Genomic DNA, 22174 nt, shown 5'->3' with positions numbered 1-22174 from the left:
GTCCCGCCCGCCCTCCCTTCCTTCTTCCAGGCGAGGCGGTCGTGGGGTGCTCTGAGGGGGATGTCCGACCCCGACCACACCCGAACCCTCATGGTCACCTGCGGCATTGCGAGGACGGCCCGGAGGCTCGATCAGGAAATGCATCAGGAACTGGATCAGGAGCCGCTTCAGGAGATGGTTCAGGAGATGTTGCCGCCGGAGCCGGGACCCGTGGTCCTATCCACGGGTCCCGGCAGCAGCCGGGACCGGTCTCCCCGTCGTTGCGGCGGCATCAGTCGTGACGGGCGAGCTTGACCGCGGAGACGAGAAGGATCACGGCCAGCGCGGGAATGAGCACCAGGTCCGGGAACACGCCCAGGAGCAGCCCCCCGAGCACCGTGCCGGCAACGGAGCCCGCGGCCATGAGCGCGGTGAAGCGGAGGTTCGCGCCGAGGACGGCGAAGCTGCCGTCGCGGCTGTAGCGGGCGAAGGCGACCAGCATGGTCGGCAGGGAGACCAGCAGGGACAGGCTCCCGGCGGTCTTGATGTCCTCCCCGAACAGCAGCACGATCGTCGGGATCAGCAGCTCCCCGCCCGCCACGCCCATGATCGCGGCGACCACACCGATGCCGAACCCGGCCACGACGCCGCAGGGGACCTGGGCCCACAGCGGCAGCGCGAGCGTGTCCAGGGTGGTGGCGTGGGTGACGATCAGGGCGGCCGCCATGAGCACCATCAACGCCGCCAGCACCCTGTACAGGGTCGTGCTGCGCATCCGCACCGCCCAGCTCGCCCCCGCCCACGCACCGAGCAGACTGCCGGCCAGCAGATTCACCGCGACCGGCCAGCGCGCGGCCACCTCTGCGGCCGGGACCCCGGCCAGACGGGCCGGGAGGGCGACCAGGACCACGACCAGACTCATGGCCTTGTTCAGGATGACCGCCGACAGCGCGGCGAACCCGAACAGGCCGATCAGCAAAGGCAGCCGGAACTCAGCGCCGCCCAGCCCGATCATCCCGCCCAGAACACCGATCGCCGCCCCGGCACCGGCCACCACGGGCATCGAATGCGCCGGCCGCAGAGCAACAACGCTCTGGTCAGAGACCATGCCCGGCATCCTCCCTGACCGGCGCACCGGCCCGCCACGGCAGAAAGACACCGGATATCCGCTCCAAATTCGTCCCAACCTCCGGCACCGGCCCGACCAGGCAGACCCGCAGCCGAGGGAGTGGTGCAACTCTCGGTGCAACGGTGCAGCCCACTGTCCACACAACGATGGAGCCCACCGAGGAAGCAACTCGCCACAGGCCGCGGCTTGGGTCCCAGGACCGGCACTTGGGGAGTCCGGGACTCCCGAAGTCTGTAACTCCCGAACTCCGGAAGTCCCGAAGTCGGCGGCCCGAGGAAGGCTTGCCCAGCCCCGACCACGGGCACCCTGCCCCCGACCACAGGCCCGACCACAGCAGGTCAGAGCGGTGGACACGCAGCGACCCTGTGTGCCGGACAGGATGTGCGGCACGGCGTGGTCGGGGGAGGATACGGGGCCATGAGCACCTCTCGACCCATGCTGTCCCAGAGCCAGGCCGCCGCCTGCGGCGTGAGCCGCACGACGATCCGGCGCCGCCGCGAGGTCGGCGCCCTGCCCGGCACGGTCGAGGACGGCAAGGACGGGTACCTGATCCCGGTCGAGGACCTGCTCGCGGCCGGCTTCCGGCTCAACGCCCCGGCACCGCCGGACCTTGAACCCGCCCAGGACGAGGCCCCCGCCCCGGCCGCCGGGCCCGGCGAGGTCGCCGAACTGCGCACCCAGCTCGCCGAGAACGAGGCCCGCAACCTGCGCGAGCGCCTGGACGAGCGCGCCGAGCACATCGCCGACCTCCAGAAGGCGCTGAAGGCGCTCACGCCCGCGCCCGAGCGGCCGGCCATCCCCCAGCCCGCCCACCCCGTCGGCGCCGGTCCGGCCGTCCCCGCACCAGCCCCGGTCGGACCCGGCCGCGTCGCAGGATGCCGACGAACACCGCGACCAGGAGCAGCCCGGCGAGCGGCGGCGCTGGTGGTCCCGCCGCGGCTGACCACGCGTCACCGCACCAGCGGCTGCACATGACTGCGGGCGGTACCCCAGGTCGGGTGCCGCCCACACTCGCGTACAACGCGCAGGGATCAGCCCCCGGTACGGGGCACGTACGCCGACGCCAGGTCGTACCCGCCCGCCAGCAGCTCCGCCGCCTCCTGGCGCAACTCCCCGGCCGTGGTCCGACTGACGCCGAGCGCGCCCTCGACGTCCATCAGCGCGACGACATCGACCGCGCCCGCACTCCCCCGGCCGCCACGATCATGCGGGCGACCTGACGGGCCCGGCGCTGGCGCGGCGTCAGCCCCGCCCAGTCGTCCGCCGTCTGAGCGGCCGCCCGGCTCAGATCTTGTCGATCTGCCAAGCGATCATGCCGGTCGCTCCCACATCGCCATTGACATCGATACGCACCGGCTTATCCGTGGTGACGCGCTGCTGCACGACGGATCCGTCACACGGCACAGTGGCCTTCTCACCTGCGCTTGCGGGGGTGAACAGCAGCTGGGCGCTTCCCTTCCCAGCACAGGCCAGATTGAGGCGGTAGGTAGCCCCCTTGCCCAGTACGGGCTCCGTGTGGATGCCCTCGCTGACGCGTTCCACGCCGGACTCCACCATCGTTCCCTCGTGGACACTTTCAACGGCTGCCTCGACCTGTTCGGTGAGCTTTTCCTCCAGCGCAGTGGGGGCGGGGACGCTCGGCGCCTCGGTGGTGGCGGTGGATGACGAAGAGGAACCAGCCGTGTCCTTGTCGGAGGTGCATGAGACAAGGAGGAACGCGGAAGCGGCGACGACACAGGCCATGAAGCCGGACCTGAATACGGATAAGGTCATGAGGAAGTCTCCCAGAATCGCCATCCGGTCTCGGTCGTGGGCAGGGTTGCTTTGCCGCTGCCGATCTTTACATCGTCACATCCATTTCCACTGGACCGGTACTTCTCCCAGGCCACCTTGTAGCCCCATGCACCGTACTGCAGGTGCCCGTACTTGTTGCGGTGAACGTCGTGGGTGTAGCGATGGCCGACAGTGACCCCCACGCTCGCCGCGATCTTTCCACTGACGCTGACCTTCGCCTTGGCGACGACTGCTTTGAACTCCGCCTCGGCACCCAGAGTGATCTCGCCGCTGATGGTGCCGCTCTTGGTGACCTCGACGGTCATTGTGCCGCCGGGGCCGTCCTTGTACTTCGTGCCGTTCCACCATGAGGGAACGTGGTATGACTTCTTCGACGTGATCTTGATCCAGGTCGACGGCCCATCACACCGTCGCACCTCCCGGTCGTCCACCGGATACTCGATCCCGTCCTCCCAATCCAGATCGTTTAACTCCGCCGTCTGGCTCTCTGGCGCGGCCGGGTCCTCCACGGGCGCCTCAGCGGCGATTGCCGCAGTCCCCAGGGTTGGGAAAAGGAGAAGCAGCGCAGTGGCAGCGCTGGTCGAGACGTGCCGTGTGCCGATGCCCATGTGACACCCTTTCAGGTGAACCGCCCCCGTGGCGATCGATGACCACGAAACTACGTACACCGCATCCTCCGAACCAAGCGAATACCAGAACCCCTGAGGGGAATTTGAGGAAGCATTTGAGACCGAGAAAGAATCCGCCATTCCATAGTCCAGGGGTGGCGGAATATCGACTCCAATCAATTTCTCGTTGAACTAAATAACTGCTCAGGTCATGGCACGAGAGCACCGAGACCAAGACGACCACCGGCAGATGCACTTGCCGATCGCGCCGACGGCATCGGCCACCGCTGCCCCGGCCTGCGCCAGCCGACCGGCATCGCCCTCACCGCACTCGGTGTCTTCGCCGCCGTCGTCGGCGGCGTCCTCCAGACCGTGAACCACTGCCCCGTCATCCGCCGTACGCCACACGGACAGCTCTCGCCACACACCGCTACACACTGCTCACGCACGCAGCATTGCCCCCTGCTCCGGCCGCCCGTCACCCACGGCCCGGAGCGGGCTTGTTTCACACCTGTCAGATGCAGGTGATGTCGATGTAGGCGCTGGTGGTGCCCTGGTCCGCCTCGGGTGAGGTCACTTCCACGGTCATGCTGCCCTGGACACGTTCTCCAGGCTGGGTTCCGGTCAGCTGAACGCTGAACTGGTCCTGCTGCTCGTTGGTGGTGGTGAAGGTCATCGTTCCTGTACGGTCCTGCACCCCGCGGGCGATGAGCTGTTCGTCCGCGTGCCAGGCGAAGTCGATGGTTCCCGGGCGCTGCGCGGCGGCGAAGAACGTGAACACGACCGGCTGGGAGCAGTCGGCGCTGTCGAGCCGGGGTTCGGCGTTCATGCCCCGCCCGCCCAGCACCGGTCTCTCTTCCTCCGGCGGATCGGTGATGGTGATGGTGGGGTCGCTGCTCTGGGTCTCGGTGGGCGGCTTCTTGGTCGACTGCCTCGGGGAGGGATCGCGATCTTTGGTGATCTCAGGTGTGGGTGTCGGTCCGGGGGCTCCGCCGCTTCCTCCTCCTGTGCCTCCGGAGCCGCCTGTCGAGGTGGCCGTGGCCGTGGCCGTGACGGTGGCCGATGGGGATTCCCGGGCTTCCGCCGCCTCCCACTGCTTCTTCACAAACGGCACCATGTAGACGGAGCCCAGGACGAGCAGCGCCACGACCAGCACCACGGTCATGGCGGGAACCACGCAACCGTCTCTCTCGGCAGGGGTGGGGTCGAGTGGGTCGAGTGCGTACGGCGCACTCGGCATCGGGCTCGGGGCTGGGGGCGGGACGTCATCGGGTTCTGTGTCCGCTTCGGCGAGCGCCCGGTCCAGGGCCCGTGAGATGTGGCCCAGGACGTCGTGGATCTCGTACAGCACGCCCATCACGGTCGACCTGCTGTCGGGTTCGGGTTCCATCAGCCCCGCCGGCAGCGGCACGCCGGCGGCGGCGACGTCCTCGACATGCGCAACGGTGTCCGCGCGCAGGGCCAGCACCGGATACGGCAGCCTCGACTCACCATCGTCCGTCGCCTCCGCGCCGCCGTCGTCCGCTTCGGCGGGCATGGCACCGTCGCTGTGCCGGTCGATCTGGCCCTCGCATCTCCGATCCAACTGGACGGTCGTCTGCCTGAGGATCTCTATCTCGTAGCTCTTCGGATCAACGACCGCCAGCTCCTGTAACCGCAGTGCCAGCAGCTGCTGCCGCGCCTCGCCCGGCACCGGCCGGCCCGCCACCTGGCCGACCAGATCCAGCAGCGCGTGAAGAACCTTCGTTGAGGGGAGCCGCTCACCGCTGGAGATCCGGCTCAGCGTCGCAAGGCGGGCGCCGTCCACCTTCGACTCGCGCAGATGATCGCTGATCCGCTGCAACGGCCACCCCGCCGTTTTCAGCGGATCAAACAACTGTTCGCGCAGCAGTCTCGCGAGCTCTCGCCGCGACGGCGGCCCGTGCAACGGGCCGCGTGGCCGCCCCGGACCGGGACCACTCTTCTTGGCCGGCAGCCCTCTTCCCGGCTCGTCCCCCGCGCCGTTCGCCGAGTCGGACACAGCACACCCCCCGCCGCGGCCCGCCCTGGAATTGTTTCTTTCTTTCCGGGCTGACCTGCGGTTTTCTCCACTAGCGCGACAATTCCTCCCTCCTCCAAGGTGAATGCGAAGCCGCCCAAGGAGCACCGCCTCCGGCCGGCCGGATCACCCGCTGCGTGCAGGAGGAGTACCAGCATGTCCGCACCCGCCCCGTCCCACGCCGGAACACTGCAAATCACCCCGGCCGTATACGACTTGCCCGCCCCCGTGAACCACGGGCCGCCCGGCCAGGCCGCGTTCGACGCACCAGGGACGTTCTGGAGGGCCTGGGACATCACCGGCTACATGACCGTGTCGTCACTCCAGCCGCAACCGCGCCGGTCAAGCCCCCCTTGCGGGCCTAACTCCCCCGTCCAGCAATCTGCCCCCACCTCGTCACGGGCCTGCGGGATCAGTACCGCATCAGGCCTTCAGCACCACCGACGCTGCGCCGTCCACCACAGCACGCAGGCCCGCCTCGTGCCCGAATCCCAAGGGGGGACCCTGTGTCCGTTCTCGCCGTACTCGCCGTCGTCGTCGCGCTGCTCGTCACCGTCGTCGTCCTCGCCCTGGCCGGAGGCCTCGGCTACATCGCCTACCGCCGCCCGGTCCTGCTCGAGCCGATCACCCTGGCCCTGGTCGCCCTCGGCGTCTTCACCGCGATCATCGTCGGCGTCGCCCAGGTCGTCCGCGCGTGACCCGCTCGCGGACCACCTGGCAGCCAGCGCACCGCACACGGCCGGCTTGCCCTGCAACTGGCCGCACAACTTGCCCTGCAACTTGCCCCCAGCAGGGCCGCGGCGGCGCTCAGGACAAGAGGCCGGCCCCGCCGTGGCAAGGGGATTCGCCCGTGGTCAAGGGGTCCGGCCGAGGCGCCTGCGGCCCTCGGCAACTTCCCCGACCAGCAGCACACGATCCTCCAACGGCAGGCTCCACGGCCGACCCCTGCGAACCGGGTACGTCCCCTCCGCCGCAGCGCGGTGATCTGCTTGCCGAACTGACGCAAGCTCAACCCGGTGAACGGACCTATCCAGGACGGCTTCGACGCCGTGATCACAGCAGCCACGTCGGAATCATTCCACCGCTTCAGGTTCTCCCTGCTCAAACGCGGTACCGCAGCGGTTCAGTGGGATCGGCCACCTGCTCCCTGAACCAGCGTTTGCACGCGTAGGAAATGGCGTGGTCGTCGGACCGTGGACCGGTCGGCTCCACTCATCCCAGCAACGAGATCAGCCGATCGGCTCCCAACAGTCCCAGCGTCGTCCCGATGGCGTTGGCGCACAGGAAGAGTACGTTCTGGCCCGTGGACAACGGTTCCGCCTCGGGGTCGGTCGTCAGCGCTACGACGCGGTCCTGGCTCAGCCCCCACACCATTCCCCGCACACCGACCGGCTTACGGAAGGCCAGGAGAACCCCGATGGCGCCGAGAAGCGTGGCCGCACTGCCCAGGGGAACATCCGCTACGAACAACTCCACGGCACCCGCCGCCAGAAGAAGCGGGCTGATGAGGCGATATGCCTCATGCCCCCGGCGGTACGGGCGGAAGACAACCCAGTTCAAGAACATGACGCAGGCCACGGAGGCAGGCATCACCACGAGCCCCGCGAAGATGTGCGCGGACTGCTTCCCGGAACATGTGACGCCGTACCGCGATCCGCAGCCTCCAGTGATCGCCATGTCCCGGTAGATCAGGTACAGCGTCCCTAGCAGGACAGCCGCGACACCAGTACACACCGCCATGACCACGTACGTGCCGAACGTTGGCCGTGTAGGCACCGTTTGGACCGACATACCAGCTCCCCCACTCCAGCACGGGCCGACCACTCCCTCCACCCCTAGCTGTTGATCATTAACCCAAACGCAAGGCTTCCGGAACCCCTGACTGCAAAAGCCGACAGCCCTTTGGGACGTCGCGGAGGAGGTGGCCACCGGATTGCTTCCTCATCCGCCCGCCGGACAGACCCAGACCCTCGGCATGACCTCTGCGAGAGCACGACGTCGGGAAACTTCCAGCGCCCTCTAAGAGGTCATCTCATTTGGAGTGTTCGATAAGCTTCCGGTGTGGGGATCGTTGAGCGGCTTGTGCCGGACGAGTTGTGGGAGTTGTTCCAGCGGGTGGTGCCGGAGGCGCCGACCCGTCCGCAGGGTGGCGGCCGACGTCGGCACGGTGACCGGGAAGTGCTGGCCGCGATCGTGTTCGTGGCCACATCGGGCTGCACGTGGCAGCAGCTGCCGTCCGCCTCGTTCGGACCGTCGGGAGCCACGGCTCACCGGCGGTTCGCCGAGTGGTCGAAGGCCCGGGTGTGGGCGAAGCTCCATCGCCTGGTCCTGGACGAGCTCGGCTCCCGCGGCGAGCTGGACTGGTCCCGCTGCGTGATCGACTCGGTGAACATGCGGGCCCTGAAAAGGGGGACCTGACGGGTCCGAATCCTGTCGACCGGGGCAAGTACGGGTCGAAGGTCCACTTGATCACCGAGCCGACCGGACTGCCCCTGCCGGTGGGCATCTCGGGGGCGAACATGCATGACAGCCAGGGCCTGGAGCCGCTCGTGCGGGGCATCCCGCCAATCCGCTCGCGCCGTGGTCCGCGCCGACGCAGGCCCGGCAAGTTGCACGGCGACAAGGGCTACGACTACCGCCACCTGCGGCAATGGCTCCGCAGCCGGGGCATCGCGCACCGCCTGGCCCGACGTGGCGTCGAGTCCTCCACCCATCTGGGCCGTCACCGCCGGGTCGTGGAGCGGTCCGTCGCCTGGCTCGCCGGCTGCCGCAGGCTCCACCGCCGCTACGAACGCAAAGCCGAACACTTCCTCGCCTTCGCCGCCATCGCCTGCACCCCCATCTGCTACCGCCGACTCACCAAATGAGATGACTTCTAAAGCCTGGAGTCCCACGATCGGATCCGACAAGATCCCGCGCGACGGTCATTCCATTCCCGCCCGCAGCGCCTGACGCATAGGGTGATCGTTGGCCGGCCTGCGGGCTTTGCCGGAGCTGCGCGCAGGAGTGAGCGATGACCTCACCAGGGGGGAATATGGCGAGTGAACGGGACTTCGGTCCGCATCAGTTGGCCCGCTGGCTGGGACTGGAACCGCGGCAGTTTCGCCGGGCCCAGGCCCGCGGACTCATACCGCCTCCCGACATCGACGAGGAACGATGGTCGCTCACGCTGGCCAAGACATTGCCCGACCGCCTCGAAGACATAGCCGCTGCCCTCAGCGGCGACGTGTCAGCACCCTCTTCTCAAGACGCCAGGACGGGCGCCGGCAGCCGCAGGGCCGACAAGGGGCGAGTCTTCGGCCCCGTCCAGTTGGCCAAGTGGCTGGGGCTGGAGAACTGGCAGGTTCCCCGCGGCGTGCAACTGGGCGTGATCCCGCCACCAGATGTCGACGGCAAGCGCTGGACCGAGACCTCCGCCCATACCCTGCCGGAGCGCATCGAAGAGATCCGAGCAGCTGTCGGAGACCATCCGGGCCACGGCTCGATCAAAGCGGCAGAATATCTCGCCGAGCGCACCAAGAGGGACGTCGAACGCGTCGATGTCCACACCCTCGCCGCCCAGGGACTGCTGCACCCCGTCGGGGAGTTCAAGGGACACCCCATGTATTCCCTGGAGTCCCTCGACAAGCTCCCCGAGGAACACATCGCCGCCGTCGTCCGCGAGCGCCACGCCTGGACCGAGGCAAGTCTGACGCCCCAGGAAGCCGCGACACTGCTGGGATGGCCGGTCGGCAAGTTCGAGGTGACCGCCGAACGCCGAGGGTTGTCACCCGGACCACTCGGACGGTTCCCCCGGGCCGCCGTCGAGGCACTACGCGAATAACACCGCAGCACATAACGAAGCGCCGGACGAGAAACGGGAAGCGATCTCCTACGCATCGGGAAACAGTCTCCAGCGGGGCTCCCTATCCGCCCAGGAGGAGACCGCCGCCCCGGCGGCCGTCCCGGCAAAGCCCCGATCGTCCGGCCCCGAAAGGGGGCCACATCGGCACGCTCATGCCCGAGCCTGAGACGATCCCCCGGCGCAGCCACGCCCGGCGCGGCCTCCGCGCCGTGGCACCGCTCGCTGTGGGTCAGGCCGTAGGCCTGCTGTGCAGTTGCACGACGACATCGCGGCCGGTGGCCTTCTCTCCGAGGCGGAAGAACGGCACCTGGCCCTCGCTGTAGACGTACTCCAGCCAGCCTTCCTCTTCGAGTTCCTTGCGGGCGCGGGAGAAGTGCGACCGTGGAACTCCTATACGCTCGGCCAGCTCAGCCGCCGTTCGCTCGACGGTGTGGTCGAACCCGCCCAGGATCGCGTACGTCATCACCAAGTTCTGCTTCAGGTGCGGCAGGCCGCTTGTTCTGCACTGCAGAGCGTCGAGCTCCGGGTACGGGCTTTGGCGAGGCATTCTTCGGACCCTTCGGTGCAGTGTCGGAGCGCCCCGGCACGGTCGGCAGGTTGTAGTTGGCAGCCAGTTCCGATTGTTCCCTACCGGACAGGCTGGAGACGATGTGTGGGGTGGCCTTGTACTTGATCGTCCGGCCGATGACCTCTTCCACGAGGAAGATCTTGTGCTTGAGTAGCTCCTTCGCAAGCCTTCGCGTGGCCTGCGGAGTAAGGCCCAGGAACTTGGCGGCTTCCCCGGCGGTGGCGCCACCCTTCTCGTACGTCATGATCGCGCAGTACCAGAACAGCCTGAACTGATCACCGGTGATACCGGACTCCGCTGCGAGCATGGCCAGGACCCTCGGGAAGCTGAACTGACCGTGGCGGCCGCCAAAGCTGTATGACCGGCGATCATCTTCGTCGTCGTGATCCACCAGTTCGTGGACCTCACCTGTTGCCGTGCTGACCAGCTCTCGGCCGCGCCTTCTACCGCTGCGCTCTGGCACCTGCAACCCCTGACCTGGGCGTTCGTTTCGAGCTTCCCGATGATCTCAACGTTACCTTAGGCGACATGTCGTGTCTGGTAACTGGGCGAACCCGCAGGTTCGTTCGGTGACGCCAGACGACATGACCATAGGCGCCATGTATCGGCATCCTAGGATGCCGATATAGGCATCGTAGGATGCCGTTGATTCCAGCGTTTTCGCAGGTCAAAGCCCTGCGGGGGGCGCGTCCTCTATATACGGTCCAGGAACCAGGCACGTGTGCACCGTTCGGTGCCCCTCCAGTACTCCCACCGGGACACTCCGTCCGTCGGCGCACCGTGCGCTGCTCGCTGATGTCGCAGCAACTGGAAAACGTGGCTGTGCCCGGTGGGGGGTCGCCGTACACACGCGCGCCTGGTCTTGAGGCTGACCGCATCGCCGTGGCTGACTTTCGGTGGCTGAGGTCGCGGGCGGGAGGTTGTCGGGAGCGATCTTGGGTCAGGGGCGGTCGTGCGGGGAAGGGCGTGGTGATTTCCATGTAAAGGGCTATAAAATGGCGCGAACCTCTGCCGGGCCATTGGCACCTGTGTGCCGATGTGGCCGCCCTGGCTGTTTCAGTCGGGCTCAGCAGAGGTGTGTGATGGACCGTTCATCCCCTACATCACCGGCCGATCTCGACTGGCGTGGCAGGGCCGCGTGCGTGGGAGAGGATCCGGAGCTGTTCTTTCCGTTGAGCGACTCCTCCGCTGCGGAGGCGTCGGCCTCTCAGGCTCGTGCGGTGTGCCGCCGGTGTCCGGTGATTCTCTCGTGTCGCACCTGGGCGATCGAGCACGGCGAGGACGACGGCATCTGGGGTGCCACCACTGCTTCTCAGCGGCGTGCCATTCGGCGGGCCGGGGCCGAGCCGACTCCGCGCAATCGAGCGTCACAGGCTGGGTGATGTCTTCAGCCGGCTTTAGCGTGGCTGAAGCCGGACCGTACGTCTCCGGCACACCGAGGCCGCCGCGTCAGCCGGCCAGGCGGAGGCGGCTTGGTGGAGTCTCTGGCAGTGGAGCTGACTCACCGCCATCGGGGTCCGGGTCGAACGAGGTGCCCGAGCGGGGGTCTGAGCCGGAAGGCAGTGGCATCGCCCTGCCAGGGAAGTTCAGTGGCCACAGGTGTGTGCTCGGGTCCTTGAGATGGTTCACCATGTGCGTTGCCGACTCGTAGGCGGCGAACAGCGGGTGAATCTGCACCTTGCCGTGAACAGTGCGCGGGTGGACCAGGCCACGGTCCTTGAGATCCCCTATGGCGCGCGACACCGATGGCACACCGATACCGAGACGACCGGCGATCTCCTTCTGGGTGATGCGGACGAGACCGCCCGGCTCCTGGCGGGCTTGGAGGATGTCGAACACCTCACGAGCTGTCCTGCCCAGGCCCGCGTCAGGCAGCCTCTCGAACATGTCGGGGTTACGGACGAGTGCGATGCTCATGACGGCCTCCCTGCCTCCGGGATCACGATCGCGTGTTCTCGAAGCGTCTCCGCCCCGATCTTGATCGTCAGGGATCGATGCTTTCCGCTGCCCCACCGGTAGGTGTAGGTCGGGTTCACCTGGACCACTCCCCTCCGGATTTTCCAGGCGAAGTGGTGCTTGGACAACTCCCCGAGAGCCTTGCTCACCCTCGGCTGCGAGCAGCCGAAGTACGCAGCGAGCTGCGCCTGCGTCGCGCCGACCTGCCCGTCCTCGTCGTGCTCGGTGCTCATGTGGTCCAGCAGGTTGCGAGCCATGCCGGTCAGCCCGAATCGCCACAGGTTGGCCTGGATCACCTGATCCACATTGGTGTGGTTGCCACTGAAGAACTGGTACTTCTGCTTCGGCGCGTCAGCTGTGATGGTCCCGCCGTTGGCGGCGACCTTGTCGAGCGCTTCGACCATGCTGCGAAGCACGTCGTCCGACGGGGCCGCGGACGGGACAGGGGCAAGGCGCTGTGGGGCTACCGCCGACGAGGCCGGGCGCCTTGCAGGTGTAGGCACGTGACCTGCGCCTTTGATCGTTCCGACCGTCAAAAATTACCAGGAGACACAACTTTTGCGGGGATCTATTCGAGTGACGCCGACTCCTCCTTGACGGACACGATCTATGCCGCTAGTCGGAATACAACTCCCCTCCTGCAGTCGAGATCTATGCCTCCTATGGAATAGATCGGCCGCGTTTTCGCAGTTCACAGGCTTGCGCCTATCTGTAAGAAGAGTGCTGAGGCAGTGGTAGGCCCTACCCGGGCATGGCGCCCTCTGGTCATCGGCTCTCGACCAGGTTCTTCAGCACGCTGAGGCAGTCGGTGGTTCCTCTTGCCTCATCAACGCGAAGGCGTGGCTGTGCCCGGCGGGGGGTCGCCGTACACACGCGTGCCTGGTCTTGAGGCCAGCCGCATCGTCGTGGCTGACTTTCGGTGGCCGAGGTCGCGGGCAGGAGGTTGTCGGGAGCGGTCGTGGGCCAGGGACGCTCGCAGGTAGTCCTGTCCCGCTCGCGCTCGTGGGCGGTTGCTCGGCTGTACGGAGTGGTGGGGAGGGGGGCGGAGGAGGGATCTGCGGGCGCACGCCTAAAGAACAGATAGACGCAACGCGCTGACCTGCGAAAACGCGGCCGATGCATGCATTCTGGGTGCATAGAACGTGGTCGCGGGCGGCGAGATGCATGCACGTGGGTGAATAGATCGATTCCGTCCAGGGACATGCCCGACACGCCCCTGCATGCCGAGTTTTCGTTCTGGCCGGCTTCCTGCGCAACGCGCGAGTCCGGCAGTCGTGGCGCGCGCTGGTTGTGGCTGTCCCGCGCAACACCCCGTTCCTCGCCGGAACGACACGTCAGTTCCTACGCGGCCGTGCCGTCGATGACGACGTAGGGGGCGAGGAAGTCGGCCGAGGAACCGGGTCCATGTGGGCAGGGGTGGCGCTGACGGGCGTAGTGGCGGTCGGCCGCAGGGCGGGCCCTGCGCGGAGCGGGCTTGGAGGGGCGGACGTCTGCGGCTGGCAGCATGCACCCCGCAGATACATACTCGATCATGTATATTGATATACGAGTGTGTATATACAAGGAGGGGTCATGAGTCGCACCGTGATCGATCTTGACGATGAGGCTCTGGAGGCCGCCGCCAAGGAGCTCGGGACCACCACCAAGCGGGACACCATCAATACCGCCCTGCGGGAGGTCACCGCCCGTTATCGGCGGCTGCGGGCGCTCGGGGAGGCCCGGGAGCTGGTCGCCGAAGGCGCGTTGGATGTCGACCTTCTTCTCGACAAGAGCACGTACCGGCCTGTCGGCGGGCGGGACGGTGTCCGGGACGCGGAGGCGGATGCGTGACCGTCGCCGACTACCTGATCGACACCTCCGCCCTCGCCCGCGTCCTTCTCGGGCGGACGACGGCCGAGTGGGACGATCGGATCGGGGCGGGGCTCGTCGCCCTGTGCGACATCACCGAACTCGAAGTCCTCTACTCGGCACGCTCGGCGGCGGACCGGGAGCGCGTGAAGCAGGCGTTGAACGCCCACTACACCTGGTGCCCCATGCCCGAGGGCGTCTTCCGGCGCGCACGCGTCGTCCAGGAGATGCTCACCGCCAAGGGCGAGCATCGCAGTGCCGGTCCCGTCGACCTGCTCGTCGCCGCTGCCGCGGAGGAGGCGGGGCTGACGCTGCTGCACCACGACCGTGACTTCGAGACGATCGCCCGTGCGACCGGGCAGCCGGTGCGGATGATCGACCTCGGGGACTGATCGGCCGGGAGACCCGTCGAGCCTTCACAGGCCGTGCCTCTCGAGGACGGTCATCAGTTTCCGCCTGCGCTTCAGTTCCGTCCGCAGGCCGACGAGATACTCGGTGAACACCGCCTCGGTCCCCAGCGCGCGATGGCAGTCACGCGCACCCAGCAGCAGCCTCGCCAGGCGCTCGTAGGCGCGGTCCCCGGTCGGCTCCTTCGCGCTCTCGGCCAGCCGGAGGTAGACGGTCAGGGCTTCAGCCGGACGCGTCTCGCGCGACAGATCGGCGAGCTGCTCCCATTGCCCGTCGTGGGCGCGGCCGGCTGCCTCCTTCCAGGCGGCGTCCAGGTCGCCGTCGTCGAGCAGCGCGTCGATCAGTAGGGTTCCGCCGTACCGGCTGCCGCGCTCACGACGAGCGTCCGCCTTCAAGGCGGCCAGCGCCGCCACGCGTTCGGCCTCCCAGCAGTGCGCCGCCTGGGCGGCGGAACGCAGCTGCCGGTAGGCGGCAAGGGACTGTTCGACGTGGAACCGGTCCCGTCGCAGTGCGACCACATCGGCCGTCCGTCCCGCCCTCGCGTAGTGGACGCACACATGGTCGACCAGGCGGCCGTCGATGTGTGCCTCGGCGGCGCAGTCCCGCAGTCCGCGCTCCGCCCAGGCGAGCGCTTCGTCGGCGCGGCCGGCCGATTCCAGTTCCTCGGCGATCCGCAGATGCGTGGCGCCGGACGGGTGGAGGTCCTGCGCGTACAGCTCGACGAGCTCGTCGACGTCACCCGCCGCCTTGACCAGGCATTCCATCAGGTACCGCTCCGCCCAGCCGGACGGCCTGCGCCGCTTCGCCTCGGCCGCCAGTTGACGCATGCGGGACAGTCCGGCCGGTCCCAGCACTTCGGCGTAGTCGAGCGGGTCCAGGTCCGGCACGCCGCTGTCGTCGCCGAGCATGTGGCCGACCAGCCACTCGGCGAGCCGATGCGGATCGGGACGTGCGACCTTGCAGGCCTTCACATGGGCCTCGGCCACCGCGGCGGCCGCCTCCCCGACCACGCCGTCGGAGTCGTCCATCTCCTCGTACGCCTCCGCCAGCACCCGCAGCGCCTCTTCGGCCAGGCCGACCGCCTGCGCCGCCCCTCCGCCGGCGGTCAGGGCGCTCAGGGCACTCGCCGCCTCGGCGATCTGCTGCGCGTACCCGGGGGCGTCCGCGTACTCGATGTACCCGTAGCGGGCGAACGGCCGCGGATCGATCAGTGCGAGGACCCGGTCGCGGACCGCGTGGAGATCGGAGCGGGCGGTGGCGGCGCGCAGTTCCAGGCGCCGACGCAGTGTCCGGTCCTCGGCGAGCCGCTCCCGCACCAGGGCCAGGAGTTCGTCACGTGACAGGGCCGCGAGCCATGCCTCCAGGCCGGAGGTCCGTGCCCGTGCCGCGGCCCGCTGACGGGGGATCGCCTCGGCCCGTCGCAGCACGGTCAGCCCTACGGCCACGCAGTGCTTGCAGAAGTTGCCTTCCTGTCCGTACGGGCAGTCGCACCAGCCCGAGATGCCGTCGCCGTCGCCGAGGGTGAGTTCCACTTCGTAGGCATCAGTGCCGTGCACGACGGCGGTGACCGAGCCCTCCCCCACCTCCAGGCCGCTCACCGCGTCCAGATACCCCAGCCCCCGCGTGAAGGACCGATCGCCGGCCAGCGCCCGTAGGTCGTCCTCGGCGAACCCCGCAAGTTTCCGTGTCACAACGGATATTCAACCGTGGATCGCGGTTCCGGAGGGAGCCCACCCACTCTCGACTCCCTCTCAACTGAGAGCTGCTACCATTTCCGCATGACTGTCAGAAGTTGGGACTTAGGGCTGACCGATCTGACGATCAGCGTCCCTTGCCATCGGCTTCAGTACGACGATCCCGTCCGTCGCCCTGCCCACCCTGACCGCCGAACTTGCTTCCTCCATGGGTGAGTTGTCGTGCACCGTCGGCTCCCCTGCCGTCGCAATGCTCCCCACGGACCCAGGCGCAGGAAGCCACCGGCCCTCCGGCGCCGACGCTGACTCCGCACGCCCTTTTGAGAGGAATCCATGAGTACGAACCCTGCACAGGCGGCCCACGCCGACGGGAGCGGCGGGGGCGCGCTGGACGCGCGTCAGCTGCGCGCGATCCTGACCACCGTCTCGATCGCGCTGATGGCCGTCATGGCATCGGTGTCCGGGCTGAACGTCGCCCAGACGCACATGGCCGTCGAGTTCGACGCCTCGCAGAACACCGTCCTGTGGATCATCAACATCTACACCCTCGCCCTGTCCGCGCTGCTGCTGCCGCTCGGCGCGATCGGCGACCGCGTGGGCCGCAAGCCCATGCTGATCGGCGGACTGGTCGTCTTCGGCGTCGCGAGCGTCGTGGCGGCTGTGGCCCCGAACGCCGAGGTGATGATCGGCGCGCGCGTGGCCAGCGGTATCGGCGCGGCGACGATCATGCCGATCACCCTGGCCGTCATCACCTCGACCTTCCCCGAGGAGCAGCGCGGCAAGGCGATCGGGGTATGGACCGGCGTTGCCGGAGGCGGCGGCATCCTGGGCATGTTCCTCTCCGCCTTCCTCGTGGACGTCGCCGACTGGCGCTGGCTGTTCGCCCTGCCCGTGCTCCTGATCGTCGTCGCCCTGGCCATGACGCTGAAGTCGGTCCCCAACTCCCACGAGCGGTCCCCGCACGCCTTCGACACCGTCGGCGCACTGGTGTCGGTCGTCGCCGTGGCCGCCCTCATCTTCGTCCTCCAGGAGGGGCCGGAGCAGGGCTGGACCGCCCCCGTCACTCTGATCAGCCTCGCCGTCGGCCTCGTCGCCACGGTCGGTTTCGTGTACTGGGAGCTGCGCCGCCGGGACGCCTCGCTGCTGGATGTACGCCTGTTCCGTGAGCGCGGTCTGGCCGGCGGTTCGATCACGCTGGTCGTGGTCTTCGGCGTCCAGGGCGGTATCGCCGTGGTCCTCTTCCCGTTCCTCCAGGCCGTGGTCGGCTGGTCGGGGCTGCTGTCCGCGGCGGCGCTGATGCCCCTGGCCATCGCGATGATGATGGCCTCCGGTCTGGCGCCCAAGCTGGCCGCGCAGATCGGCCCCCGCGCGACCATGAGCGCGGGCATCGCGCTGATCGGCGTCAGCCTGGCGCTCATGGCACTGTTCGTCTCCGTCGACGACGGCTACCTGTCGATCCTGCCCGGCATCGTCGTCATGGGCTTCGGCCTGGCCCTGTCCATGGTGCCCTCCACCGAGGCCATCACCCGGTCCCTGCCGCAGGAGAAGCAGGGCGTCGCCTCCGCGCTGAACGACGTCACCCGGGAGTTCGGTACCGCGCTCGGAGTCGCGATGCTCGGCGCGATCCTGACGGCCGGCTACCGCAACGCCATCGACGACAAGCTGGACGGTATCCCGGAGGGGACCGCGGAGACCGCGCGGGAGGGCATCGCCAACGCCGTCGAGGTCTCGGGCAGCGCGGGCTCGAACGCGCAGAGCCTGGTCGACGCCGCGAAGCAGTCCTATGTCGACGGATGGCAGCAGTCCATGTGGGCAGGCGTCGCCGTCATGGGCGTGCTGCTCGTCTACATCGCCCTGCGCGGCCCGAACAAGCCCGCTCCCGTGGCTGAGGCGGACAAGGCGGAGGACACGGAGGCTGTCGTCGCCCGGTGACCGCGCCTTCACCGCTCCCGGAGCGGTTCTCGAACTGACCGCTCCCCATCTGAAGGGGCCGGCCCAGATCCCTGGGCCGGCCCCTTCGGCGTGTCCGGCTGTGTCCGTCCCGGACGGTTGCTGTCGGGGGCCACGTGCCGGGAGCGCTGCAGGCCGGTTTCGTTCCTTTCGGGGTCGGCCCTTCGTTGGGCCCGTCGACGGCGGAGGGGTGGGGTGGGCATGCGCCGGGAGGAGCGGTGCGGGTGTCGCGGCCGACCGGGCGCCGGGCTCGGTGTCCGCTGCGCCGTCTCGGTGCCGCGAGCACTGCGGGGCGGCCTCTAGGGCGTCGCGTGCAGCTCCGTCCACGAGGTCGCACCGGCCGCTGTGTCACCCCCACCACAGGTGCCTGTCAGCAATCGGGGCGCCGTTCCGTTCATCTTCCGGGGGCAAGCGAACCACAGGAGCACCACATGAACCACCACATCGTCGTCCTCGGCGCCGGCTACGCCGGGGCCTACGTGGCCGGGAACCTGGCCCGTCGGCTGTCCTCGGAGGACACCGACATCACCGTGGTCAACGCCGAGCCGGACTTCGTGGAGCGGCTACGGCTGCACCAGATCGCGGCAGGTCAGGAGATCGAGGCCCTCAAGCTCGCCGACGTCTTCGCGGGCACGGGCGTCCGGCTGCGGCTGGCCCGTGTCACCGCCGTCGACCCCGAGCGACAGGTCGTCGCCGTGGCCGATGCCGACGGTGACGCCGAGCTCGGCTACGACACGCTCGTCTACGCGCTGGGCAGCCATGTCGCCGACCACGGTGTCCCCGGTGTGGCGGAGCATGCCTTCGACGTCACCGGCCGGCCCTCGGCGCTGCGCCTGCGCGAGCGCCTGGACAGCCTGGGCGAAGGCGGGAACGTGCTGGTCGTCGGCGACGGGCTGACCGGCATCGAGACCGCCACCGAGTTCGCCGAGTCCCGGCCCTCCCTGTCGGTGACGCTCATCGCCCGCGGCGAGCTGGGCGACCGGCTCTCCCCCGGGGCCCGCGGCCACCTGCGCCAGGCCTGCGAGCGGCTGGGCATCACCGTCCTGGAGCACACCAGCGTCGCGTCCGTCGAGGCGAGGCGGGTGCGGTGCGCCGACGGCACGTCCGTGGCGTCCGACGCGACCGTGTGGACGGGCGGTTTCACGGTCAACCCCATCGCCGCCGCGAGCGGGCTGGAGGTCACCGGGAACGGTCAGATCGTCGTCGACCGCACCATGCGGTCGGTCTCGCACCCGAACGTCTACGCCGCCGGCGACAGCGCCCATGCCATCGGCGACAACGGCCGGCCGCTGCCGATGTCCTGCGCCTCGGCCGGCTACACCGGACGGCAGGCCACGGACGCGATCGTGGCGCGCCTGACCGGCCGCAAGGTCGCGAACATCAAGCTGGGCTACCTGGGCAACCACATCAGCCTCGGCCGCCGGGACGCGATCCTGCAGATGGTCGACGACGAGGCGCTAGCGAAGCCGAAGTACATGGGCGGCCGCAAGGCCGCCCGGATCAAGTCGGGCATCCTCAAGATGTCCCTCTGGGGCATCTCGCACCCGACCTTCGGCATGCCCACGCGCAGGCGCCGCCTGGCCGCCGTGCCGGAGGCGGCCGCCGAGCAGGCGGTCGCGTAGCCGGCCCGGGCCGCGGGCCCGCCCGCGCAGCCGTCGGGGCGGCCGGGAAGGCGGCTGCCGTCGGCCGTCGGCAGCCGCCCGGTCCTGGGACGGGCCCCAGCGACCCGCCGTACGGGTCAAAGATCGAGCTAAAGAGTGTTGCAGAGCGCGATCAGCGCCGGTTTTCCGCCATGATCCAGGCTGTCTAGTGCTTCGTTTTGTCCGGATTCCTGGCGGGTCGGCGACGGTCGTTGTCCCAAGCGGTCCTCACGCCGTTCTGCAACAGGCTTTAGGAGTGGTCCGCGTGGACAGCACCGCCACTGATCGCTTCGACACCGGCCGGTTCGAGGCCAGCCGGAACCGGATGGCCTCGCTGGCGTACCGGCTGCTGGGTTCCGCCGCGGACGCCGAGGACGCCGTGCAGGACGCGTTCCTGCGCTGGCAGGGCGCAGACCGGCGCCGGATCAAGGTGCCGGAGGCATGGCTGACCAAGGTCGTCACCAACCTGTGCCTCGACCGGCTCCGCTCGGCACAGACCCGCCGCGAACGCACCGTCGGCGCCTGGCTGCCCGAACCTCTCCTCGACGGGGACCCCATGCTCGGCCCCGCCGACACCTTCGAGCAGCGCGAGTCGGTCTCCCTGGCCGTACTGACCCTCCTGGAGCGCCTGGCGCCCCTGGAGCGGGCCGTCTACGTCCTGCGCGAGGCCTTCTCCTACAGCCACGCCGAGATCGCCGAGATCCTCGACGTCACCGAGTCCGCGAGCCAGCAGCACCTGCACCGCGCCCGGGGGCGCATCACCACCGCGCGGCGACGCGGAGGCCGCGAGGTCGACCCGGCGTCCGCCCGCAGGATCGTCGAGGAGTTCCTCGCCGCCGCCACCTCGGGCCGCACCGAACAGCTGGTGGCGCTGCTCACCGACGACGCGACCGCGATCTCCGACGGCGCGGGCCTGACCGAGACGCTGCTGCGCTACGACACTCCGGAGCGCATCGCCGCCATCGCCCGGGCCGGTTTCAAAGGCACACCGGCGAAGCGGCGGCTCGCCGGCGGCACGCCCGCCGTCCACTACGCGCTCGTCAACGGCGCCCCCGCCATCCTCTTCGTGCCCGGCGACCGGGTCGTCGGCGCGGTGACCTTCGACATCGCCGACGGCCGGATCGCCACCGTGCGCGGCATCGCCGCCCCCGACCGCCTGATCCGCCTCAACGAGGCCTGGCGCCGCCACGAACCGGACAGCCCGCTCATCGCCGAGTGGTGACGCGACACCGGCCTCCCACGACATATGAAGGTGCGTCGTATGCGGACAAAGGGGGTTTTGCGCGAGACGCTGCCCCCATGACTGCCTCGCCTTCGACCTCCGCCAACGCCCCCTACCGCTTCGACGACCTGACGGCGCTGTTCGTCAACTGCACCCTCAAGCCCTCGCCGCAGCTCAGTCATACGCAGGGGCTGATCGACAAGAGCGCGGACATCATGATGTCCGCGGGGGTCACCACGTCCGAGATCCGGGCCGTCGACCACGACATCGCGCCCGGCGTGTATCCGGACATGACCGAGCACGGGTTCGGCAGCGACGAGTGGCCAGCGTTGTACGAGCGGGTGATGGCCGCGGACATCCTGGTCCTCGCCGGGCCGATCTGGCTCGGCGACAACAGCTCCGTGACCAAGAAGGTCATCGAGCGTCTCTACGCCTGCTCCGCCCTGCTCAACGCGCAGGGCCAGTACGCCTACTACGGCCGGGTCGGCGGCTGTCTGATCACCGGCAACGAGGACGGCGTGAAGCACTGCGCGATGAACGTCCTCTACAGCCTCCAGCACCTCGGCTACACGATCCCGCCGCAGGCGGACGCCGGGTGGATCGGCGCGGCCGGGCCCGGGCCCTCGTACCTGGACCCCGGTTCGGGCGGTCCGGAGAACGACTTCACCAACCGCAACACCTCCTTCATGACCTGGAACCTGATGCACCTCGCCGCGCTGCTCAAGCGCTCCGGCGGCGTGCCCGCGTACGGCAACCAGCGCACGGAGTGGGACGCCGGCTGCCGGCCGGGCGCGGACAACCCCGAACACCGCTGACCCACCTCCCGGGCAGACGTAAGGGTTTCGTCATCCGTCAGGCCGCCCGGGGCCGCCGTGGTTTCCGTTGAATGGGACGGGAACGACGGGCTCTTCGGAGGTGGGCGGGTATGGAGCGTGGACGACGCTCGCGGGTCAGGCCGTGGATGGCGTGGGTGCTGGTGGTGGCGGTCGCCGGGGTCGGCTTCGGGCTGTACTGGTTCCAGCCGTGGAAGCTGTGGCAGGACGAGACGGTCCAGGAGGCGTTGCCGGGGGCCGTGGACGTCACGGAGGCTCCTGCCGCGGCGCCGTCGGGCGCGGCTCCCTCCCCGTCCGCCCCGGCCGGGCCCGTGACGGTGGCCAGCGGTGCGCTGATCAGCCATGAGCACGCGACGTCCGGCACCGTGAAACTCGTACGGCTGGCGGACGGCTCCCATGTCGTGCGGCTGGAGAACCTCGACACCAGCAACGGCCCCGACCTGCGGGTGCTGTTGGCCGACGCACCGGTGAAGGAAGGCCAGGCAGGCTGGCACGTGTTCGACGACGGCGACCACGTCAGCCTCGGCAAGCTCAAAGGCAACAAGGGCAACCAGAACTACGCCGTGCCCGAGGACGTCAACCTGGCCCGGTACAGCAGCGTCAGCATCTGGTGCGACCGCTTCGACGTGTCCTTCGGCGCGGCGGAGCTCGTACAGGGCTGAC

The 22174-nt window shown here is 68.8% G+C and carries 24 protein-coding genes and 1 pseudogene; 13 read left to right on the top strand and 12 right to left on the bottom strand.

Features of this window, described 5'->3' with window-relative positions:
• Positions 1 to 271 precede the first annotated feature (271 nt).
• On the bottom strand, positions 272 to 1087 hold the full coding sequence (locus ACFYR0_RS35880; protein WP_389337937.1) for a sulfite exporter TauE/SafE family protein: 816 nt from the start codon (positions 1085 to 1087) through the stop codon (positions 272 to 274).
• Positions 1088 to 1525: 438 nt separating this feature from the next.
• On the opposite strand from ACFYR0_RS35880, the gene ACFYR0_RS35875 reads away from it, so the two are divergent.
• Positions 1526 to 2083, top strand: coding sequence for a hypothetical protein (locus ACFYR0_RS35875; protein WP_389337934.1), 558 nt, complete (start codon positions 1526 to 1528; stop codon positions 2081 to 2083).
• Positions 2084 to 2106: 23 nt separating this feature from the next.
• On the top strand, positions 2107 to 2328 hold the full coding sequence (locus ACFYR0_RS35870) for a hypothetical protein (RefSeq protein WP_389337931.1): 222 nt from the start codon (positions 2107 to 2109) through the stop codon (positions 2326 to 2328).
• Positions 2329 to 2392: 64 nt separating this feature from the next.
• Here ACFYR0_RS35870 and ACFYR0_RS35865 read toward each other — a convergent pair whose 3' ends face one another.
• The 3 genes from ACFYR0_RS35865 to ACFYR0_RS35855 form a co-directional block, all read right to left on the bottom strand.
• Positions 2393 to 2905, bottom strand: a complete 513-nt coding sequence (locus ACFYR0_RS35865; RefSeq protein ID WP_389337928.1) for a hypothetical protein — start codon at positions 2903 to 2905, stop codon at positions 2393 to 2395.
• On the bottom strand, positions 2878 to 3510 hold the full coding sequence (locus tag ACFYR0_RS35860) for a hypothetical protein (protein ID WP_389337925.1): 633 nt from the start codon (positions 3508 to 3510) through the stop codon (positions 2878 to 2880). Before ACFYR0_RS35860 ends, ACFYR0_RS35865 begins: the two co-directional genes overlap by 28 nt.
• A 514-nt stretch (positions 3511 to 4024) precedes the next feature.
• Entirely contained in the window at positions 4025 to 5386 is a 1362-nt protein-coding gene (locus ACFYR0_RS35855) for a hypothetical protein (RefSeq protein WP_389337922.1), read from the bottom strand.
• Positions 5387 to 6054: 668 nt separating this feature from the next.
• Here ACFYR0_RS35855 and ACFYR0_RS35850 point away from each other — a divergent pair.
• Positions 6055 to 6246, top strand: coding sequence for a hypothetical protein (locus tag ACFYR0_RS35850; protein ID WP_389337919.1), 192 nt, complete (start codon positions 6055 to 6057; stop codon positions 6244 to 6246).
• A 201-nt stretch (positions 6247 to 6447) separates the two neighbouring features.
• Here ACFYR0_RS35850 and ACFYR0_RS35845 read toward each other — a convergent pair.
• A pseudogene (locus ACFYR0_RS35845) lies at positions 6448 to 6614 on the bottom strand (IS5/IS1182 family transposase); the annotation flags it as partial.
• Between the two features lie 146 nt (positions 6615 to 6760).
• Positions 6761 to 7339: a hypothetical protein gene (locus ACFYR0_RS35840; protein ID WP_389337916.1), complete on the bottom strand. Its 579-nt coding sequence runs from the start codon at positions 7337 to 7339 to the stop codon at positions 6761 to 6763.
• 270 nt (positions 7340 to 7609) lie between these two features.
• Between ACFYR0_RS35840 and ACFYR0_RS35835 the strand changes: the two genes are divergently transcribed.
• Both ACFYR0_RS35835 and ACFYR0_RS35830 read left to right on the top strand, forming a co-directional pair.
• Positions 7610 to 8415 (top strand): IS5 family transposase gene (locus ACFYR0_RS35835; protein ID WP_389337913.1). Its coding sequence is split into 2 segments (ribosomal slippage): positions 7610 to 7955 and positions 7955 to 8415, totalling 807 coding nucleotides; the frame shifts between segments, so codons are not numbered across the junction.
• Between the two features lie 167 nt (positions 8416 to 8582).
• A complete protein-coding gene (locus ACFYR0_RS35830; RefSeq protein ID WP_389337910.1) occupies positions 8583 to 9371 on the top strand; it encodes a hypothetical protein in 789 nt (262 codons plus the stop codon).
• 250 nt (positions 9372 to 9621) lie between these two features.
• Here the strand turns inward: ACFYR0_RS35830 and ACFYR0_RS35825 are convergent, their stop codons facing one another.
• Both ACFYR0_RS35825 and ACFYR0_RS35820 read right to left on the bottom strand, forming a co-directional pair.
• Entirely contained in the window at positions 9622 to 9855 is a 234-nt protein-coding gene (locus tag ACFYR0_RS35825) for a helix-turn-helix domain-containing protein (protein ID WP_389337907.1), read from the bottom strand.
• Positions 9800 to 10351 carry a MarR family transcriptional regulator gene (locus ACFYR0_RS35820; RefSeq protein ID WP_389337904.1) on the bottom strand — a complete coding sequence of 184 codons (552 nt, stop codon included), beginning with the start codon at positions 10349 to 10351 and terminating at the stop codon, positions 9800 to 9802. Before ACFYR0_RS35820 ends, ACFYR0_RS35825 begins: the two co-directional genes overlap by 56 nt.
• A gap of 691 nt (positions 10352 to 11042) precedes the next feature.
• On the opposite strand from ACFYR0_RS35820, the gene ACFYR0_RS35815 reads away from it, so the two are divergent.
• Positions 11043 to 11342 carry a WhiB family transcriptional regulator gene (locus ACFYR0_RS35815; protein ID WP_389337901.1) on the top strand — a complete coding sequence of 100 codons (300 nt, stop codon included), beginning with the start codon at positions 11043 to 11045 and terminating at the stop codon, positions 11340 to 11342.
• 67 nt (positions 11343 to 11409) lie between these two features.
• Here the strand turns inward: ACFYR0_RS35815 and ACFYR0_RS35810 are convergent, their stop codons facing one another.
• From ACFYR0_RS35810 to ACFYR0_RS35800, 3 genes are all read right to left on the bottom strand, one after another.
• Positions 11410 to 11877, bottom strand: a complete 468-nt coding sequence (locus tag ACFYR0_RS35810) for a helix-turn-helix domain-containing protein (RefSeq protein ID WP_386386994.1) — start codon at positions 11875 to 11877, stop codon at positions 11410 to 11412.
• Entirely contained in the window at positions 11874 to 12320 is a 447-nt protein-coding gene (locus ACFYR0_RS35805; RefSeq protein ID WP_389337898.1) for a hypothetical protein, read from the bottom strand. The genes ACFYR0_RS35810 and ACFYR0_RS35805 overlap by 4 nt, the downstream gene beginning before the upstream one ends.
• A 937-nt stretch (positions 12321 to 13257) precedes the next feature.
• Positions 13258 to 13422: a hypothetical protein gene (locus ACFYR0_RS35800; RefSeq protein WP_389337895.1), complete on the bottom strand. Its 165-nt coding sequence runs from the start codon at positions 13420 to 13422 to the stop codon at positions 13258 to 13260.
• 66 nt (positions 13423 to 13488) lie between these two features.
• Here ACFYR0_RS35800 and ACFYR0_RS35795 point away from each other — a divergent pair, with 66 nt between their 5' ends.
• Positions 13489 to 13746: a type II toxin-antitoxin system VapB family antitoxin gene (locus tag ACFYR0_RS35795; protein WP_389337892.1), complete on the top strand. Its 258-nt coding sequence runs from the start codon at positions 13489 to 13491 to the stop codon at positions 13744 to 13746.
• Positions 13743 to 14156, top strand: coding sequence for a PIN domain nuclease (locus tag ACFYR0_RS35790; protein WP_389337889.1), 414 nt, complete (start codon positions 13743 to 13745; stop codon positions 14154 to 14156). The genes ACFYR0_RS35795 and ACFYR0_RS35790 overlap by 4 nt, the downstream gene beginning before the upstream one ends.
• A 24-nt stretch (positions 14157 to 14180) precedes the next feature.
• Here the strand turns inward: ACFYR0_RS35790 and ACFYR0_RS35785 are convergent, their stop codons facing one another.
• Entirely contained in the window at positions 14181 to 15863 is a 1683-nt protein-coding gene (locus ACFYR0_RS35785; RefSeq protein ID WP_389337886.1) for an SWIM zinc finger domain-containing protein, read from the bottom strand.
• Positions 15864 to 16199: 336 nt separating this feature from the next.
• Between ACFYR0_RS35785 and ACFYR0_RS35780 the strand changes: the two genes are divergently transcribed.
• The 5 genes from ACFYR0_RS35780 (at position 16200) to ACFYR0_RS35760 (ending at position 22173) form a co-directional block, all read left to right on the top strand.
• Positions 16200 to 17798 carry an MFS transporter gene (locus ACFYR0_RS35780; protein ID WP_389337883.1) on the top strand — a complete coding sequence of 533 codons (1599 nt, stop codon included), beginning with the start codon at positions 16200 to 16202 and terminating at the stop codon, positions 17796 to 17798.
• 449 nt (positions 17799 to 18247) lie between these two features.
• A complete protein-coding gene (locus ACFYR0_RS35775; protein WP_389337880.1) occupies positions 18248 to 19438 on the top strand; it encodes an NAD(P)/FAD-dependent oxidoreductase in 1191 nt (396 codons plus the stop codon).
• A gap of 283 nt (positions 19439 to 19721) precedes the next feature.
• Positions 19722 to 20678, top strand: coding sequence for a sigma-70 family RNA polymerase sigma factor (locus ACFYR0_RS35770; RefSeq protein WP_389337877.1), 957 nt, complete (start codon positions 19722 to 19724; stop codon positions 20676 to 20678).
• Between the two features lie 77 nt (positions 20679 to 20755).
• Positions 20756 to 21493, top strand: a complete 738-nt coding sequence (locus ACFYR0_RS35765) for a flavodoxin family protein (RefSeq protein WP_389337874.1) — start codon at positions 20756 to 20758, stop codon at positions 21491 to 21493.
• 110 nt (positions 21494 to 21603) lie between these two features.
• Positions 21604 to 22173: a DM13 domain-containing protein gene (locus ACFYR0_RS35760; RefSeq protein WP_389337870.1), complete on the top strand. Its 570-nt coding sequence runs from the start codon at positions 21604 to 21606 to the stop codon at positions 22171 to 22173.
• The last annotated feature ends 1 nt before the right edge of the window (position 22174 follow it).

Origin of the sequence: Streptomyces sp. NPDC005017 (genome assembly GCF_042873115.1) — a bacterium.
Taxonomy (GTDB): Bacteria; Actinomycetota; Actinomycetes; order Streptomycetales; family Streptomycetaceae; genus Streptomyces.
The sequence above is the reverse complement of the archived record's forward strand: the minus strand, read 5'-3'. Positions and strand labels throughout refer to the sequence as shown.

What these genes read in the sequence shown, in the direction of transcription:
- ACFYR0_RS35780 (WP_389337883.1), top strand. Translation starts at nt 16,200, where the DNA reads ATGAGTACGAACCCTGCACAGGCGGCCCACGCCGACGGGAGCGGCGGG.
- ACFYR0_RS35805 (WP_389337898.1), bottom strand. Translation starts at nt 12,320, where the DNA reads ATGGTCGAAGCGCTCGACAAGGTCGCCGCCAACGGCGGGACCATCACA.
- ACFYR0_RS35825 (WP_389337907.1), bottom strand. Translation starts at nt 9,855, where the DNA reads ATGACGTACGCGATCCTGGGCGGGTTCGACCACACCGTCGAGCGAACG.
- ACFYR0_RS35830 (WP_389337910.1), top strand. Translation starts at nt 8,583, where the DNA reads ATGGCGAGTGAACGGGACTTCGGTCCGCATCAGTTGGCCCGCTGGCTG.
- ACFYR0_RS35765 (WP_389337874.1), top strand. Translation starts at nt 20,756, where the DNA reads ATGACTGCCTCGCCTTCGACCTCCGCCAACGCCCCCTACCGCTTCGAC.
- ACFYR0_RS35865 (WP_389337928.1), bottom strand. Translation starts at nt 2,905, where the DNA reads ATGGCGATTCTGGGAGACTTCCTCATGACCTTATCCGTATTCAGGTCC.
- ACFYR0_RS35815 (WP_389337901.1), top strand. Translation starts at nt 11,043, where the DNA reads ATGGACCGTTCATCCCCTACATCACCGGCCGATCTCGACTGGCGTGGC.
- ACFYR0_RS35760 (WP_389337870.1), top strand. Translation starts at nt 21,604, where the DNA reads ATGGAGCGTGGACGACGCTCGCGGGTCAGGCCGTGGATGGCGTGGGTG.
- ACFYR0_RS35775 (WP_389337880.1), top strand. Translation starts at nt 18,248, where the DNA reads ATGAACCACCACATCGTCGTCCTCGGCGCCGGCTACGCCGGGGCCTAC.
- ACFYR0_RS35860 (WP_389337925.1), bottom strand. Translation starts at nt 3,510, where the DNA reads ATGGGCATCGGCACACGGCACGTCTCGACCAGCGCTGCCACTGCGCTG.
- ACFYR0_RS35810 (WP_386386994.1), bottom strand. Translation starts at nt 11,877, where the DNA reads ATGAGCATCGCACTCGTCCGTAACCCCGACATGTTCGAGAGGCTGCCT.
- ACFYR0_RS35840 (WP_389337916.1), bottom strand. Translation starts at nt 7,339, where the DNA reads ATGTCGGTCCAAACGGTGCCTACACGGCCAACGTTCGGCACGTACGTG.
- ACFYR0_RS35880 (WP_389337937.1), bottom strand. Translation starts at nt 1,087, where the DNA reads ATGGTCTCTGACCAGAGCGTTGTTGCTCTGCGGCCGGCGCATTCGATG.
- ACFYR0_RS35800 (WP_389337895.1), bottom strand. Translation starts at nt 13,422, where the DNA reads ATGCTGCCAGCCGCAGACGTCCGCCCCTCCAAGCCCGCTCCGCGCAGG.
- ACFYR0_RS35795 (WP_389337892.1), top strand. Translation starts at nt 13,489, where the DNA reads ATGAGTCGCACCGTGATCGATCTTGACGATGAGGCTCTGGAGGCCGCC.
- ACFYR0_RS35875 (WP_389337934.1), top strand. Translation starts at nt 1,526, where the DNA reads ATGAGCACCTCTCGACCCATGCTGTCCCAGAGCCAGGCCGCCGCCTGC.